This window comes from Streptomyces gamaensis (genome assembly GCF_042656465.1).
Lineage (GTDB): Bacteria > Actinomycetota > Actinomycetes > Streptomycetales > Streptomycetaceae > Streptomyces > Streptomyces gamaensis.
In genome coordinates this window covers 36358-52948 of the sequence record NZ_JBHSPB010000028.1, presented here as the reverse complement: position 1 = coordinate 52948, position 16591 = coordinate 36358, and the positions used below count along the sequence as shown (strand labels likewise).

11 protein-coding genes are annotated in these 16591 nt (G+C 70.9%); 3 read left to right on the top strand and 8 right to left on the bottom strand.

Going from position 1 to position 16591, the window contains the following annotated elements; genetic code table 11:
• The first annotated feature begins 27 nt into the window (after nt 1–27).
• From ACFP1Z_RS30345 to ACFP1Z_RS30335, 3 genes are all read left to right on the top strand, one after another.
• A complete protein-coding gene (locus ACFP1Z_RS30345) occupies nt 28–2901 on the top strand; it encodes a pPIWI_RE module domain-containing protein (RefSeq protein WP_390320924.1) in 2874 nt (957 codons plus the stop codon).
• Nucleotides 2902–3168: 267 nt separating this feature from the next.
• The gene (locus ACFP1Z_RS30340) at nt 3169–3447 is read left to right on the top strand and encodes a hypothetical protein (RefSeq protein WP_390320923.1); all 279 of its coding nucleotides are present in this window, start codon (nt 3169–3171) and stop codon (nt 3445–3447) included.
• Nucleotides 3444–3842, top strand: coding sequence for a type II toxin-antitoxin system VapC family toxin (locus ACFP1Z_RS30335; protein WP_390320922.1), 399 nt, complete (start codon nt 3444–3446; stop codon nt 3840–3842). Before ACFP1Z_RS30340 ends, ACFP1Z_RS30335 begins: the two co-directional genes overlap by 4 nt.
• On the opposite strand, the gene ACFP1Z_RS30330 is transcribed toward ACFP1Z_RS30335, so the two are convergent.
• The 8 genes from ACFP1Z_RS30330 to ACFP1Z_RS30295 all read right to left on the bottom strand — a co-directional run bounded on the left by ACFP1Z_RS30330 (nt 3818) and on the right by ACFP1Z_RS30295 (nt 16538).
• On the bottom strand, nt 3818–5740 hold the full coding sequence (locus ACFP1Z_RS30330) for a DNA/RNA helicase domain-containing protein (RefSeq protein WP_390320921.1): 1923 nt from the start codon (nt 5738–5740) through the stop codon (nt 3818–3820). The genes ACFP1Z_RS30335 and ACFP1Z_RS30330 overlap by 25 nt on opposite strands.
• A 217-nt stretch (nt 5741–5957) precedes the next feature.
• Complete coding sequence (locus tag ACFP1Z_RS30325) at nt 5958–6191, bottom strand: DUF7848 domain-containing protein (RefSeq protein WP_390320920.1); 234 nt, start codon at nt 6189–6191, stop codon at nt 5958–5960.
• Nucleotides 6188–6454: a hypothetical protein gene (locus tag ACFP1Z_RS30320; protein WP_390320919.1), complete on the bottom strand. Its 267-nt coding sequence runs from the start codon at nt 6452–6454 to the stop codon at nt 6188–6190. The genes ACFP1Z_RS30325 and ACFP1Z_RS30320 overlap by 4 nt, the downstream gene beginning before the upstream one ends.
• Before the next feature lie 410 nt (nt 6455–6864).
• On the bottom strand, nt 6865–8073 hold the full coding sequence (locus ACFP1Z_RS30315) for a helix-turn-helix domain-containing protein (RefSeq protein WP_390320918.1): 1209 nt from the start codon (nt 8071–8073) through the stop codon (nt 6865–6867).
• A gap of 248 nt (nt 8074–8321) precedes the next feature.
• Nucleotides 8322–9572 (bottom strand): TIGR02679 family protein, encoded by a 1251-nt coding sequence (locus tag ACFP1Z_RS30310; protein WP_390320917.1) that lies wholly within the window; start codon nt 9570–9572, stop codon nt 8322–8324.
• On the bottom strand, nt 9569–13750 hold the full coding sequence (locus ACFP1Z_RS30305) for a TIGR02680 family protein (protein ID WP_390320916.1): 4182 nt from the start codon (nt 13748–13750) through the stop codon (nt 9569–9571). Before ACFP1Z_RS30305 ends, ACFP1Z_RS30310 begins: the two co-directional genes overlap by 4 nt.
• A complete protein-coding gene (locus ACFP1Z_RS30300) occupies nt 13747–14982 on the bottom strand; it encodes a TIGR02678 family protein (protein WP_390320915.1) in 1236 nt (411 codons plus the stop codon). The genes ACFP1Z_RS30305 and ACFP1Z_RS30300 overlap by 4 nt, the downstream gene beginning before the upstream one ends.
• Nucleotides 14979–16538 carry a TIGR02677 family protein gene (locus ACFP1Z_RS30295; protein ID WP_390320914.1) on the bottom strand — a complete coding sequence of 520 codons (1560 nt, stop codon included), beginning with the start codon at nt 16536–16538 and terminating at the stop codon, nt 14979–14981. The genes ACFP1Z_RS30300 and ACFP1Z_RS30295 overlap by 4 nt, the downstream gene beginning before the upstream one ends.
• Nucleotides 16539–16591: the final 53 nt, after the last annotated feature.

Genomic DNA, 16591 nt, shown 5'->3' with positions numbered 1-16591 from the left:
CTTCCGGACCACCAGAGGAGAAGCACCATGTCGTACCACCACGTGCGGACCGCGGCCTGCATGCCCGATCCGACGCGGGGACCGTGCACCGTCGACCTCCACACCCTTTCCCTGCCCGCCGCTTGGGAGGAGCCGCTCCAGCGCCTCCACCACCACGGGCTGCCGGAGGAACGACGAGCAAGGCGCCGCATCCCCACCAGGGACATCAACCAGCTCATGCGCGCCACTGCCCCGGACGTCCTCGCAGTCGATTCCACGGCCACGTTCGGCGCGGACCGGCCCTGGCTGTACTGCTCACGGCCCTACCCCACGCCCGTGACGAACCTCTACGTCGCCACCTGGCTCAAGAGCCTCCGGCGGAATCCGGACGACCCGGAGACCATCCGTCTGCTGATGGACTGCTTCCGCGACCTGGACACCGGTTCCCTGAGCTGGCAGCCCAGCAGGGTCGACCTGCTCGAACAACAGGTGTCGCCCGGCGGAACCGCCCTGCCGGCCCCGCACGTGTACCGCCTGCTGCCCGACGAACTGGCAGCGCGGATCGCGGATCAGGGGCCGTACGAGCACGGAGGCCGGCAGCTGACCTTCCAGCAGGTCGCCGGTGTCGCAGGAGCGCGCGGCGCCGGAAGCGGTGGCGCGGAACTGATGTCGTGGCCGCCGATCGAGTACGTGCCCCGAGGCAGGAGCGGCGACGGCAGGACCGCGTACTACTCGGCGGTGATCCGTGTCGCCGTGCGCAGTGCTCCGTTCTCCCCGGTGCCGCGTGTCCACCTCAGTGCCGGCGTCCGTCGGTTCGTCACGGGAAAGGTGTGGATGCCCTACCGCAAAGGTGTCTCCGTCTACCTGCGGCCGGACAGCTCCCTCGTGCCCGACGGCCCCGCACCGCGGCGCTTCTCGGTGGCCATGCTGCAATGGCGCGACGGAACCACGAATTGGCGGCAGGGCGGCACGGAGGGCATGCTCGCCGCCGTCACCGCTCTCGACGGGCTGCCATCGGTCGACCGGCTGGTGAAGGAGGCGGACCACTGGATCGGCGACAGCCCGGACGGGATCCGGCTGGCGGTCGGCCACCAGGCGGCGATGGGCAGGCACACCATCAACACCGGGCTGATGCCCAGTGAACGCCGCCGCCTGATCGAGTGGGCGGAGGAGGCGCTGGCTCCCGAGTTCGTCCCGGTACCGAAGCTGGAGCGCAGCCGGTACGCCCGCCCCCCGAAGCGCCACCTCGTGAAGCTTCCTTCCATCCCGAAAGCCGCCTCCCCCGAGAAGCTGGCAGCCATCCTCGCCGAGTCCGCGCGGACCGAGGCGGAGAACGCGAGGGTACGCCGCGAAGCGCTCGCACCGGCGCTGGACGGCTCCGACCTCGTCTGCGTGGTGCTCCACCAGACCGACGACATCAGGGACCGGATCGTCGCCGCCGCCGAGACGGGACTCGGCTTGGGCGAGCCCAGGCACGAGGAGGGCTCGGACACCTGGGTGTGGGAGACCGAAGAACTCACGGTGCGGCTGCACGCGCGACCGCTGGGCGCGCTGGGCGCCCCGCTCGGAACGGACCGAGCGCCACATGCCGGCCAGGAACACGATGCGGCCATCCGGGAGCGGCGCATCCGGACGGCCGAGGCCATGGCGAAGATCCGGGAGGATGTGCCCGGAACGCGGATCGCCTTCGTGGAACTCGAATGGGGCGAGATGTTCCAGGGGGCCAAACGGCGTGCCGATCCCAAGCACGCGATCCGTCTGGGGTGCGCGGACGCCGGCCTGGTAACCCAGTTCATCCGCCCACTGGACACCAGGACGGACAGGGAGGAAGCCGAAAAAGAAGCGGTCATGCGGGCCGAGGCGGCCTGGGCGGACGGACTGCGCCAGACCGGCATGCGCCTCGTCCCCCGGCACACACTCGGCGACGATCGCATCCCTGAGGACCTCAACCAGCTCGCTTTCCACTTGGTGGAGCGCCGGGCGGACGGGCCCACGGGTCACGCCCAGTTCACCCCCGTCGCCGTACTGCTGCGGCCGGGGGCCAAGTGCGTGCTCGGATGCAGCCCGGACACGCACGGGTGGGTGCCCTATCCGGAACTCCTCAGGGCGCTGACCGGGCGAGTACGGGACGAAGACCTCAAGACCGAGGCCCAGCAGTCCGCTGTCACCGCGGCCTTCATCAAGAACACCCTGGCCAAGCTCCGCAGCAATCCGACCCTTGTGCTGGCCCATGCCCAGGACCTTCGCAAGAGGTGGCCGTGGCTGAGGAACAGCGGCCTGGAACCGGACCGGATCGGACTCGACGGTGGGCCGACGCAGCGGATCGGGCTCTACGGGAAGCGACTGCGGGTCGTCAGGGTCGCCGACAGCGGGCGGGAGGAGACGGCCCAGTGGTGGGCCGAACGGGAGGAACTCGACGAAGCCCTGTCCGGGCAGCGGCGCGGCGGCTTCGCCATGGGGCTGTGGGTGCCCAGGACGCCGGGTGAGTCCGGCCGGGTCTTCTACAGCACGGCGGACAAAGCGAGTACCCAGACGAAGCTGACGAACGACGACGCGAAACTCACTCCGCACGTCAACGCCAACGGCAAGAACTCCTACCGCCCGACGGCGAACGCCTGGAACCCCGAACTCCTTGAGCTCACCGTGGCCTGTCTCCAGCCGGGAGACGACCCCGAGGCATGGGCTGCCTTCGTCCATCAGCAGCGGATCTGCAAGGACGACTACCGGGATGTGCTCGGACTCCCCCTCGCGCTTCATCTGGCCCGGCTCACCGACGAATACGCACTACCGCACGACGAGGAGGAGGTAGTGGATCCCCTGGCCGAACGGGCTGCGGCAACCTCGCGGAAAGACAGTCCTCGGCAGCTTTCCTTCCACTTCGAGGAGGAAGCGGACGGCGGGGCGGAGGAGCCACTGGAGTAGCTCCCCCGACCCGTGGCGATGCCGCGCTTGATTTCCAGGTCGGCGGCGACACGGCCGGCCATGTCGCGTCGGCGACACACGGCCATGGTGCCGCTGGGGTCGCGTACGGTGCCGTCCCCGGCGGGCCGCGTGATGTCCGTGCGCCACTGTTTGAGGGCGTCGGCGAGCTGCGTGATCTCGTCCGTCCAGTCGGTACATGCCATGAGTTCGGGAGCGGGGCCGCGCAGGAGGGAGCGGGTGTGGCATTTTGAATGCCATACTGGCGGCATGGCTGAAGAAACCGAGTTCGCTCCCGGTGACGGCCCCACGAGCGGGATCTCCGTCACCTTGACCACGGGCACCTTGCAGGCCATCCGCGAGCGGGTCGGCAGGCGCGGCGTCTCCGCGTACCTGGAGCAGGCCGCGCAGCGTCAGATCGAGCGTGACAACCTCGATGAGCTGATCGCTGCCTTCGACGAGGCGCATGGTCCGGCCGATCCGGAGGCGGTGGCGGCCAAGCGGGCCAGGCTCACGAGCCGGACGCCCGAGGCCGGGGCGGCTGCGTGAGCGGCGCCCTCGTCCTGGACAGCGAGGGCCTCGCCAAAGCCGTACAGCGCGACCGGGAAGTGCACGAGTGGCTCACAGCGGCTCGTGACGCGGACCTCCCGGTCGTCACCTCGGCCGCGGTGCTGGTCGAGGTCATTCATCCCAGGATCAATGACGCCGCACTCAAGTGGACCCTCTCCCGCCTCCGTGTCGAGCCAGTCACCCAGGCGCTCGCGCAGTCCGCTGCCGTACTGCTGCGAGGAGCAGGGTTGCACGGCCACAAGTACGCCATCGACGCCATGCTGTGTGCGACCGCTCTGGCGCACCCGGGGCGGGTGACCATCCTGACCTCCGATGTGGAGGACATCGGGATGCTTGCTGCTGGTCATGCTCAAGTGGCGGTCGAACGAGTGTGATCGCGGATCGGCTCGGAGGGGATCAGTGAGCGGAGCTTTTCCCGAGTCTCCGGGTCCGTCGAGCAGACGATTGTCCCGACCATGCCGCGGGTCAGCAGTACCTTGTAGGTGTTGCGGATCAGCCGGTCGATCTCCTTGTCCGGGGTCGCCTTGGTGAAGGCGGGATCCTTGGACGCGGTACGGTCCACCACCCAGCGGTCGGTGCGCCAGACCAGGTCGGGACCCATGATCACGCCGGACCAGTCGTACTCGAAGCCTTGGGCGGTGTAGACGCACCCGACCTGACCGAAACCCGCGGGATCGGTGGCCCACAGCGGTGCCGGCGGTGCGCCGAGGACGGAGCGGTCGCCGTACACGTTCCAGGGCCTGGCCCAGTCGCCGATGGTCACATCAGCGGGCAGCGCTGTCATATTCGGTGTGAGCTTCGTCGTCCACTTCCAGCAGTAGCCTGCCGACATCCGGGCGCTGTAGTCCTCGGCACGTCGGGCGGACAAGAAGTCCTCCATCTCCTGAGGGGTGTCCGCGGTCAGCAGCCGGACCTTCCCGTCGGGTTCCCATGCGACGGGTCCGTTGCCTTCCAGCCCCAGCAAACCAGTGACCCACTGCAGATACGCCTCACTGCCACCGCACCGGAACTGGCTGTCCAGCTCCACAACCCTGCACTCCAGCCCCTGTTCGGCCGCGGCCGCCCGGATCTGCTGCACCGTTCCCATTTCGCCAGGACGTACCACCTGGTGCTGATCCAGCAGGAACACCGGTACACGCGCCGCGTCCATCAGTTCCCCCACCTGGGGGCGACCGGTGCGCAGCGCCGCCTTGGTGTAGCGGTTGGCGGAGGTCTTGCGCAGCCTGTGTGCCTCGTCGCAGATGAGCACGTCGAGGTCGTTGGGCTCGGCCTCCATGAAGCTGTTGAAGTAGCGGAACAGCCGCTGGACTTCGGGCTTGCGGGCGCCCGCGACTTTCCGCATCGTCTTGGTGAACGACTGGGAACCGGTCGCGTGCAGGGCGGGTATCCCGCGCCGGTAGAGCTCGCCCAGAAGGGACAGGGCGATCACGCTCTTGCCGGAGCCCGGGCCGCCTGCCACCACGATCACCTGCTTGTGATGGGACCGCCGCGCCTCCCGCACCGCGGACATCACTGTCTCGTAGGCGATCCGCTGCTCGTCCAGCAGGACGAACTGCTCCCGATCGCGCACCTCTTCAGCGGCGACGGCCATCAGTTGTTTGGACGGTCGGACCTTCCCCTGCAACAGGGTGTCCGCTGCGTCGGCTCCCGGTTTCGGGGCCAACTTCGTGCGCAGGTACTTCAGAAAGGCGCCGCGCTGCTCGCCGGTGTACATCCGGACCCGTTGATCCTCCGGGACAGCGCGCAGCCCCGCGACCCCGAACTCGGTGGCGTTGTGCAGGTAGGCCACGCCCGCGACGGACTCCGGGGCCTGCTCCAGCGCTCCGTTGAACGACACCAGGTAGTCGCAGTAGCCCCGTACCTGCTCGATGGGGTTCAGGACGGGGGCCGGGTACGCGTCGATGCGGCACCGCAGCGGATCGCCCTCCTCCGGGTACGCGCTGCTCCACTGCTTCAGTTCCACGATCACGTACGACGGTCCCCCGGTGACCGGGTGGACACCGGCCAGTATCACGTCGGCGCGTTTGCTGGTCAGCGGCAGTCCGTACTCCAGCAGCATCTCGACTTCGCCGAGCCCGGCTTCGACCAGTGCGTTGGTGAGTGCGGGGATGCTTCGTTCCCAGGAGCGTTGCTCGGACAACTGGGGGCGGTGGCCGTGCTTGTGCAGGAAGTTCTCGGTCAGGAGCTCTGCCAGTCGTCCTTCAAGGCGGGTGCGGTCGGCCAACGATGCCGCGGACTCACGGAACAGCAAGAAAATGCCCCCAGGCAGCACGAAGTAACTCGTGCGGGTGGGGGCATGTCCTTCGGTTCCACGGAAGTGGAGCGGAAGCCCGTCGGGCCGCTGAGATGGTCGTCGTCATTTTAGGGCAGGGTGCGGATCACGCATCCGGAGCGAGGGAGCCGATCTCGTCGGGCGAAGGTTTCACAGGCTTCAATGCCGCCGGTTCCGGCCTCCACCGACGACCGGTGCGGAGGCCGGAACCGGGTGCTCAGTCCACGAGCACGGCTCGCCAGTACCGGTGCACGACCTCGCGATAGGCGGTGTGCGAGGGATGGCGTCCGCTGTGCGTGAAGGCCCAAGTGCGCGCCGTCTCGAACTCGTTGCAGGGCCCGGACCGGTCGAAGCACACGATGCATTCGAGGTCGTGGGAGACCCACGGCAGGGCCGGGACCTTCGCCCGATGGATCCTCCAGCGGGCGAACCGGACGACGGACCGGGTCACTTGCCCCACCTGCCCCTGCCGTCCGAGCTGTCCGCGTTGGCGGCCTGCACCTTGGCTTTGAGTCTCTCGGTGTCCGTCGCGGGACGGACGTCGTCCGGCCGTACGTCCCACTCGCGGCCTCCTCGGAGCGGGCGTAGCTGGACGTACGGGCCTTGGTGCCCCATCACTTGTCCGATGCGGTCCTGGCGCAGGTCGACGACGTACGAGCCCTTGGCCGGCCGTTGCTCGTGTTCGGGGGCTTCGCGGTGCGCGGTGTCGTTCATCGGTCGGCCTCCGGGGGCGGGCGCGGGGGCGGACTCGACGGGCGGGCAGTGACGGAGGTCGATGCCGTGCGCGGTCGCCCGGAGGACAGAGTTGTTCTGGACCGGGGCGAGTTGTGCGCAGCCGCAGGGACTCTGGGGCGCGGACGTAGGCGACGGGGGAGAGGCGGGATCCATCGCGGGGCTGCTGGCGATGTTGTTCGTGGTGCGGCGGCGGGAGGCGATCGGGCGGAGGACTCTTCTCCACCAACTGAGCCATCGGGGGCTAGAGTCGGACATGTCAGCGCTCCATGTCAGCGTTGGCCACGCCCTGGGGGCCGGTAGGACGGCCTCCAGGGCTCTGAGTGGCCCAGTCTGCTGAAGCTGACAGGCTCCAGTGTTCCCGATTCGGGAACACTGGAGCCGTAACCCGCCTACATGCCCACCCAGGCGGCGAGCGAGGCCAGCCCCTGGGGCGCGCGGCGCTGGCGACGGACAAGAACCGCGATCGTCTCCCGCATCAGCGGGTGGTACCGGGCCTGCTGCGGAGCGACCTCTCTGGCTCGGTGCAGTGCTCTCTCGGCTGCTTCTGCCTTGCCCATCTGCGAGTAGGCCCGCGCCATTTCGATGTGGTACCGGCCGACGCGCATCTTGGGGTGGTCCGGCGGGAAGTGGAGCTTCTTGGCTGATTTCATGGCGGCCCCCAGCTTTCCCAGCTCGACTGAAGTGGCTACGTCGAAGTGGGCCACGTTCGTCAGTCCGAACGAGGCCCAGTAGACCCGGGGAACATCACGACCGATGTGCCTGGCTGCCTTCCTGGCCAGTTCGAGGTGTCCGGTAACAGCGTCTTCGTTCTTCGCTTGCGCTGCAGCAATAGCCCCGGCCAGATACAGAGTTCCGGAAACGGCAGTGGCGGAAGTCGACTGAGGGGCGTCGCACTGTGCTACGAGCTGGTGTCCACGGTCCAGAACCTTGAGCGCCAGCTGATTGTTGCCCCGCCGGAGCAGCATGCTGCTGCGCTTGCTCAACCGCAGTGCCAGCAAGAGAGGATCCTCGGCTTGCTCCGCCATCCAGCCCATCCGCTCAAGGGCGACAGCTGCAAGCTGATGGTAGCCAAGCCTGTAGGCGAACTCGTAGGTCACCCAGTAGCACCAGCTGAGGCACATGGTGGCTTGCCGCCGGTCCGGAGAGCTTTTGGGCAACAGGCTGACGGCGGTGGTCAACTCGCTCAGCAGTCCGGGCAATTTCTCGCCGATGCCTCTGTATTCCGTTGCACAGGCACCGAGACAGATCCTGTCGACCTCTCGGGAGATCTCCCTCACCGGCCGTGGCGTGATGCCCAGATCGGGGCCAAGGTCGTACAGATCCAGTGCGTCCGACAGCGGCGCGATCATTCGGTCCAGCTTGTCCTGCCGCATCTCCGAGACGTAAGGCTGCCCGTTGAGTATTGCCACGTCCACTTCCAGCACGCGCGCAACTGCCGCCACGATGGCTGGCGTTGCTGGAGTGAGACCTGCTTCCACCTTGGCGATGGTTCCCCGGGCTACGTAGGCGCGCTGCGCGAGACCTGTCTGGGTAAGTTGGCGTAGTTTACGGTAGTCTGCGATTCGGGCGCCGATGTGATCGTCTGCGATGTGCGCCATACTGGGCTCCGTTCTGACCTAGACACTCAGAACACTACTCCTGCATGACCGCAGGAAAACGATCAACGGCCCTCCGGCGGAGGGTCGTTGATCTCCGCAGCTTCAGACTTCAGGTGTCCGCTCGTCGGAGCGCTGGTAGCTTACCGGGCGGTAGCGCTCCGCCCCGATGCCCAGGGAGGGCCCGGCCGCCGTATGGAGTGAGCGCGCTCTGACTTCCGGTGCGGTCCTCAGTAGCGCACCCCTCGCCGCTACCGCCATTGATCCCCGAGATCCGCCAGCAGAGCAGCCAGAGCCACCTCCTCCTCGACCCGCACCCCCAGCTCTCCCAAAGCCCGTGCCAGCTCCGGATCCCACGGTGATTCCGCCGACGCACCCGTCAGTGGCGGCAGTTGTGCCGCCGCGATGGCCAACGCGCGGTAGTCGGTGGCCATGTACCGCCAGGGGCGCCACGGCACCTGGTTCAGCAGGGCGTTCGCGATCCGGAGGCCGCCCCAGTCGAAGTCTCCGTGGTAGAGGAGGGTGGCGCCGCTGTCGTGGAGGTGGCGCAGGAGGGTCAGGGCCGCGGCGGACGGCTGGCCCTGGAGGCATACCAGGGGCGGGCAGTCGGCTCCGTGGGCATCGGCGGCGGCCGCCAGAACGGCCGGGTTCTCGCAGATCCGTACGACCGGTGCCGCCGCCCGGGGGCGAAGACGGGCGAGTTGACGAAGAGTCAGGACGCATGGTTCCCCGGCTTCGGCCATCCAGTCCAGGGCAGGAGTGCCACGAAGGTTCAGAGTGAGGACGGTCGAGGAGAGCTCGTCGCGCAGCAGTCCCGCCGACGCCCACGCGTCGCGCCGCCATGCGGCGCCGCCGCCGTCGGGGAAGCCGGTGAGGGCGCGGATGCCGGACAGCACCAGTGTGGCCAGGGGCGTTCCGTCGTCAAGGGCATGGGCGCTGCTGAGTACGCGCGCGGCGAACGCGGGCAGGGACACGGCGGGTTCGGCGGGCAGCTCCCGGAGGACCCGCGCGGTGTCGGCGGTCAGGGATCCGGCGGCTTCGGGCGTACGGGCGAGGCGCCGCACCAGGCTCTCGGTGCGTGGCCCGCCGGCCCAGTCGGCGAGGTGGGGCAGGTCGTGGCCCAGGACGCGCAGTGGCCGGCACGCCGCCTGCCAGGCGTGCGACTCGTCCTGACGGATCCGGCGAAGAGGAGTGACGGGGCCCGTGAGGGCCGCGACAGCCACCGCGAGGCCCTCGGGGCTGATACCGGAACGGCGCAGGACCTCGTCAACGGCGTCGAGCCGGACGGTCAACGACCGCCCGGCGCGCGGCGCGCGGCCCAGCAGGCGCTCGACGGCCGAGCGCTGCGCTTCGGTGGGGGCGGCCAGCGCGACGGGTCCGGTGAGGGGCTGCTCGCGTTCGAGACGCCGTCGTACCCGCTCGACCAGCCAGGCGAGATCGGGGGCGCCCAGCAGCCGGCGCAAGCGGTCGAGGTCGACTCCACCGGACGGCAGGGGACTCACGACCACAGCAGGTCCTGGCCGCCCGCGCCGCCTGTACCGCCTGCGCCGACCGCGCCGCCTGTACCGCCCGTACCACCTGAGCCGTCCACGCCGCCTACGCCCCCTGCGCCGTCCACGCCGTCCGCACCGGCAGCCCCCGCCGCAGCCCGGCCCCCCACACGCACCGGATCATCACGCCGCAGGCGCGCGGCCCCGTCCCACTCCCAGCGGGTGACCAGGACCGCCGCGACGTCATCGGTCCGTGAGAGCTGCGCGATGGCGATACCGGGCACCTGCGGGTAGCAGGCCCATTCCCGTTCGCTGGTCATCACCACATCCAGGTCGAAGGCGTGCAGCAGGCCCAGGCACTTGGCGCGCGAGTCGTCGTCGACCCCGGCGAACGCCTCGTCCAGGGTGACCAGACGGGGCGCGTGCGGATTTCCCGCGCTCGCGTAGTGCGAGGACGCGGCCGCGAACAGGGGGACCGACACGGCGAGGACGCGTTCGCCGCCCGAGGCGGGTCCGGTGGCCGGGACCCAGCGGCCCTGCTGCCGGCGCTCCACGCCGAACTCGTGCCACGTGCGGTAGTCGAGAGCGGCCGTGAGGTGTTCGAGCCAGCTGCCCGCGACGTCGCCGGTCTGCTGCTGGGCGATCTGCGCCTGGAGGAACTCGCCGACCGCCGCCCGGTCCTCGGACGTCCAGGCGTCGGCGGACTGGCGCAGTCGTTCCCGGGCCTGCGCCAGACCCGCCGGGGCCTTGCGGGACGGCCGCCACACCAGGCGCAGCTTCATGCCCGTCGAGGTGGGCCGTTCCTCCAACTCGGCGTTCATGGCCCGCACCTGACGCTCGGCCGCGCCGATCAGCTCCTGCAGCGTGCCCGCCACCTCGGTGATGAGATGGGTTTCCAGGGCCTCCCGTTCATGGGCGGACAGGATGCGCGCGAGTTCACCGACTTCGGCGGCGAGTGCCTCAGCCAGTTCGGGTACGGCGCGTTCCCGCCCCTGGTAGACGATGTCGACGACCATGCCGTCCTCGACCATGCGGGCGGACGCGGTGTGCCCGTGCCGGGACAGCGCGTCCTGCAAGGTCTTGAGCTCTTCGCTCAGGCGCCGCTGCACCCGCTCCCAGGACCCGTCGGAGTCGTCCGTCCCGGACAGTTCGGTCTCGATGGAACGCGCCAGGGTGACGGCGGGAGTGGCCGCCCACTGGCCTTCCCCGGCCGACGGCACGGCCAGTCCGGGCAGAGCCACCGCGATCAGCCCGGTACCGGCGAACCGCTGCAGACTCGCGATCGCTTCGGCGCGGGCGGACGCGGCCTCGGCGATCCCCTGTTCCAACTGCTCGATACGGCCTTCGGCACGGCTGGCCCGCCGGTCCGCCTCCGCGCGCTGTTCGCGGGTGCGACGCTGTTCGGCACCGCATGCGCGCAGGGAAGCGGTGGTCTCGGCGAGACGGCGCTGGAGTTCGGCGACGGCCGCGCCGACCGTGGAGCGCAGCGTGCTGTGACGCTCGTCGGCGGTGGTCGCCTCGCGGGCGGATTCCTCGGCCCGCAGCGCGTGCTCCGCGGCCCGCCGCCCCGCCTCTTCGGCCTCGTCGCGCTCCTCGCCCACCTGACGGGCCGCCTCGTCGCGCTCGCGCAGGACGGGCCACAGGTCGGCGAGAACGAGCGCGAGGCCGGTGAGGGCCTGGCGTACGGCGGCGAGCGCGGCCCGGTCGGCGGGCAGCCCCAAGTCTGCTGCGGTCGTGCCGAGTTCGGCTGCCGCCTGCTCGGCCGCCCGGGCCGCGTCGGCGAGCTCGGCGGCCCGCCCGTCGCGCCGGGCACGGTCCCGGCGCACGGTGTCGGCGGCTGCGGCCACGCGCGCGTACGCCTGCCTGAGCGGCGCGTCGTCGGGCACGGCGGCCAGCTCCGCGTCGAGCGCGCGACGCCGTGCCGCGACGGCCTCGGTCCGGTCGGCTGTGGCGGCCAGCTCCTCCTGGAGCGAGGCGAGTTCGGAGTGCAGGGCGGCGATGCGGGACCGGCGCGCCTCCTCACGGGCGCCCTCGCCGACGTATTCCGCGCAGGACTTGGCCCACCGGCCGGTGAGCGCGCCGACGCGGAAACGCCCGTCGGCCGCCGCCCAGGTGTCCGCGCCGCTGCCCGCGCCCAGCCCGACCGCCGTGAGCAGTCGCGCCACCGTCTCCTCGCCGACCGCCGCGGCCTGCGCGTCGCCGTGGTCCACGGCCGGGCGCAGCGCCTCGGCCAGGGACGGCCCGGGGACAGGGCCGTTCCCTGGAGCGAGCAGTACGTCGTGCCCCTCGGCGTCGAGGACCGCGCCGTCCGGGCACACCCAGGCGTCCAGCAGGCCGGACGCCTCCAAGGCCGCTTCCAGCCCGGCGCGTTCGGTGTCGCCGAGCCCTTCCCGGAAGTCGACGAGCCGCCACAGAGGGGCTCCGGCCACGTGCTCGCGCAGTCCCGGAGTGCGGGTGTGCGGTGCCTTCGGCCCGCGCTGGCCTCCGGCTTCGAGCGCGGCCAGTTCCCCCTCCATGTCCCGCAGGCGTGAGCGGAGTCCGGCCTTGTGATGCGCCAGGCCCGCCGCCTGCTCCGCGAGTTGCGCCGAAGCGGCGCTGTGGGCACGCGAGGCGTGGGTACGGGCCGGGTACGGCCCGTCCAGGTGCCGCGTCCACTCCTGGAGCTCGTCGAGGAGCCCTGCCGGATCCGGATATGCCAACTCCACGCAGGCTCCGGCGTGTTCGCGCACGGAATCCAGCAGTGCCCGGCCGGCCGCTGTCGCGGCTTCCTCCGCCTGCCGCTGTGCCCCGGCCGCGAGCGCGAGGTCGGATTCGGCGTCGTCGAGCCGTCGGGAGGCCGCGCGGCGCTCGCCGGCGGTGCGGTCGGCCCGGTCCGCCAGCTCCTCCACGTGGACGATGGTGCGCCGCCTGCGGTCCGCCGCCTCCTCGGCGGCCTCCCGGGTCGGCTCCTCGGGCAGGTCGACCAGGGCGTCCCCGGCCGCCTCCCGGGCCCGTACGACGATGTCCTCGGCCCGGTGCCGGGCCGATTCGAGCCGGTTCCCGGCCGCGCCGAGCCGCTCCAGCGCCCGCGCGTGCAGGCGTACGGCCTGCCCGTGGTCGGCTTGTGCGCGTTCGTGCGCCCGCGCCGTACGGTCCGCCTCCGCGGCCGCCTGATCCAGCTCACGGGCGCTGCGCATCTCCGGCCCCGCGCGCAGGGCCGCGTCCTGGGCCCGCAGCCGCGTCTCGGTCTCCTCCAGAACGGCGACGCGTTCCTCGGCCGCCGCCCGGTCCGCCACCGCACTGGTCCTGTCCGTCTGCGCGTCGGCAAGACCCCGCTGGAGGTGCTCGTAGCGGGAGTGCTCGCTGCGCGGGAGGCGTGCCCGCCGGCGGGAGGCGATGCGGGCGTAGCGCCGGTAGTGGTCCAGGAACGCGGAGGCGGCACGCTCCGCCTCGACGGCGGCGCGCAGTTCCTCCTTCTCCTCGTCCAGGGAACGGAAGGACTCCGCCGTGGCGGCGATGACCGCCTGGTCCATGGGAGGCAGCGCTTCGGTCAGGGCCCGGGACAGCGCGGCCTCGTTGGGGCGCTTGGACAACTGGGGCTGGCGCAACTGGATCAGCAGGTCCACGAGGGCGGCGTACCGCTGCTCGCCGAGCCCGAACAGCGCCTCGTCGACGGCCCTTCGGTACGCCTTGGCCTGGTCGTACACCATCCCGCGCCCGGCGACCGCCTCGGCGAGCCGGTCACGGGACAGAGGGGTGCCGGTCGCGTCGAGCAGACTGAGGTCCGGGCCGATGCGCTGGTCGGTCACCGCGTACCAGTGGCGGGCGATGCCGCGTCCGGTGACGGCCTTGAGCCCGCAGGCGAGCGTGCGGAAGTGGGTCTCGCCGGTCGTCCCGTCCCGGCGGCCGAACTCGATCCAGGTGTAGCCGAGCCGTTCGGGGTGAGGGTGTTCGCCGCCCAGGAGCAGGTTCCACTCCATGCGCTTGCCCGGGTCCCCATCGGGCTCGACACGGCGCGGAGTGAGGTCCCCGTCCAGCAGGAAGGGCAGGGTCAGGGCGAGGACCTTCGACTTTCCGGTGCCGTTGTTGCCCCGCAGCAGCAGCCGCCCGTCACGGAAGTGGAACTCCTCCACGTCGTAGTGGAAGAGGTCGACGAGCCCGATACGCGTCGGCTGCCAGCGGGAGCGGGTGGGGGCGGGGAGGGCGGTCACTGCCGGCTTGCCTTTCGCTGCTGGGGCATACGCGGGGTACGGGGTTCGAGGACGACGGTCTCGCCGACGGCGTATCTGGCGAGGGCCGGGCGGGGCGTGACCTCGTCGCCCCGACGGACGATCAGCCCGAGCGCGGTGAGCCTGGCGAGCGCCGACTCGACCAACTCGCCCTCCGCACCCGGTTCCTTGGCGGACTTGGCCCAGAAACCCCCGTACTCGACGGCGAGTTCACGGACCTTGCGCTGGAGGTCATCAGTGGTGACAGGTCCGTGCGCCGCCGCGAGATGTTCGGTGAGCAGCAGGGTGATATGGCCGTGGGTTCCCTGCTCGGGCATACGGACATCAGTGAGGTCGTCGTCGGGGTCGACCATGGCGATGCCCTCGGCCCGCACTTCGGCGACCAGTCCGGTCAGTTCGGTGATACGAGCGGTGAGGAAACCACGCTGCCGGGTGAGGTACGCGAGCTCCGCGTCGGTCAGCTCGTCGTAGTACAGCACCGGGTCGTCGAGCAGACGGCGGGTCAGCGAGCGGCGCATCGCACGGAATCGCAAGTCGTCACTGTCCAGGGCGGTTTCGGCGACCAGCTCGGCGAGGCGCTCGTCCAGGGTGTCGGCACGCACGGTGGAAGGGCCTCGGCGGGTGGCGAGCAGCCCGGCCAGTACACGGCGCTCGACGTCGTACAGGACGTCGCCCGCCCCGCTGACGTACGCCTCCTCGTCGCCGGCGACCCGTCGCAGAACGCCGAGCTTCAGCAGGAGCCTGACGACCGCCGCGAGGTCGAGGCGCTCGTCGCGGCGGTCCAGGGTGAAGTGGATCCCGGCAGCGGTGAGGTGCGGATCCGCCGCGTCCAGCACGACCTGGTCGGCCAGCCGGCCGAGCGCTGTCTGGGCCTCGCTCCGTTCGAGGGCGCCGAGAGCGAGACAGAGCAGGACATAACGTCGTCGCGTGAAGGGAGCACCGGCCCGGGCGGCCTCACGAGCGGGGTGCGTCGCGTCGGCGGGACGGCCGGGGACCTTGCGCAGGCGGGCGGCGTCGGCGTCCACATGCAGCGACCAGCCGGTGTTGCGGTCGAACCACTCGCGCAGTTCGGCGACATGGCGGCGCACGAGCCGGAACTCGTCCGCGTGGGGCCCGTGCGCGAGCAGCAGGGGCTCCTTGAGCAGTGCGCGAGCGGCCTTGCGCAGCTCGGAGGAGTGCTGCCCGTCCAGGACCTCGGCCAGTGGGCTGGTCATCGCCTGTCGTCCCCCTCGGTCAGGTCGATGATCTCGACGAGGTGGTCGGGGCCCCGGAACGTACCGCCGGGGGTGGTGATCTCGGCTGTCGTGCCGTCGCCGAGCGCCGTGAGGCGGATCTCCATGGAGCCGTCGTTACTGGTGGCGGAGGTCCGGACCGTGTCGGGCCGCCATGTGGCGAGGGCGTCACCGAGAAGCTGGAGGAAGAGGCCGAAGGCCAGCGGATCCAGGTCGCCGAACGCGGAGAGCCGGACGGCACCGCCCGTGGCGAGCCGGGCCCGCGCGCCGGCCGTCTCGGCGGCCTGCTTCGCGGCGAGCTCGGCGAGGTGCCGGCGCGCCTCGGAACGGTCCTCGACCTTGCGCGGCTTGCCACGCCGCTCGTAACTGCCGGTGCGACGCAACTGCGGGCTGATCCGCAGCGGTTCGGCCTCGGCCCACGGAGTCGCGGCAGGCACCGGCCGGGCCGCACGGGCGGCAAGGGTGTCGGCGTCGACGGTCAGGTGACGCGCGGGGTAGAGCCCGAAAGCGGTGCGCCACAGGCGGTGCCGGGCGTCGTCGTCCGGCGCCTCGGCGAACCAGCGGGCGAGCGTACGGAAGTCTGCGGAACGGTCGGAGCGCCCGGCCCTCCGCTCGTTCAACGACCGTACGACCGCCAGGAGCTGGGGAATCGCCCCGAGCGCCCGCCCCCGCAGCAGCCGCGCCTGCGACTCCCGGCCGTCCCTGCTGATGAACCAGTCCCCGAGCCCGTCCCAGCGGGCCGCCCACCGCGCGTACGCCTCCCGCTCGGCGTGCTCCGCGTCCTCCGGGGCGGCGTCGGCGGCCTCGCGGGCGGCGGCGGTCCGCAGCAGCGGTGCGACGACGCCGTCCTCCAGCTCCAGGATCAGCTGGGCGATGCGCCCCCCGAGAGTGATCAAGTCCTGGATGAACCGCTCCAGATACTGGATGAGCCGGTCCTTGTACGCGAGGAAGACCTCCTCCTCGACGTCGTGCAGATCGATGGTGCGCTGCAAGGAGCCCATGAACGCCCGGGCGTTCTCGGCCAGGGCCGCGAACCGGCTGGTCAGCGCGTCCAGCGCGAGATACGTCTTGGCCGGGTCGGGTTCCTCCTCGGCCCCCAGGACGAGCAGGGCGCGCAGCTGGGTGACGATGTCGTGCAGCGCGACCGCCTGCAGCGCGCCCCGCCGGCCCAGCGCCTCGTCGTACGCGGACAGCGCTTCCTCGGCCGCCTCTCCCGCCTGGGTGAGCTGATAGACGAACCGCTTGCGGTAGAAGTCCTCCACAGCGGTGACGCGCGCCGTATCGGGATCGGCGCGCAGGTTACCCCACTTGACGAGACTGTCAAGCGCGTTGACCACGGCATCGAGTTCGGCCGGACGCTCGTCGACGGGCAGGACCGCGTGTACGTCCTCGGGGCGCAGATGCACCGCGAAGCGTTCCTTTGCGGCGAGGAATGCCCGCATTATTTGCCGGTAGAGGGCGGAGTTGAGCGCGGTGAGATGCGCGAAGGGGGCGTACCCGGTCGGGGCCGGGGGGTCGGGTGTCGGCTTCGGGGTCATCGCCCGGCCATTCTCACCGATGCCCCGGGGCGCTGACGCACAAAGCCAGGAAT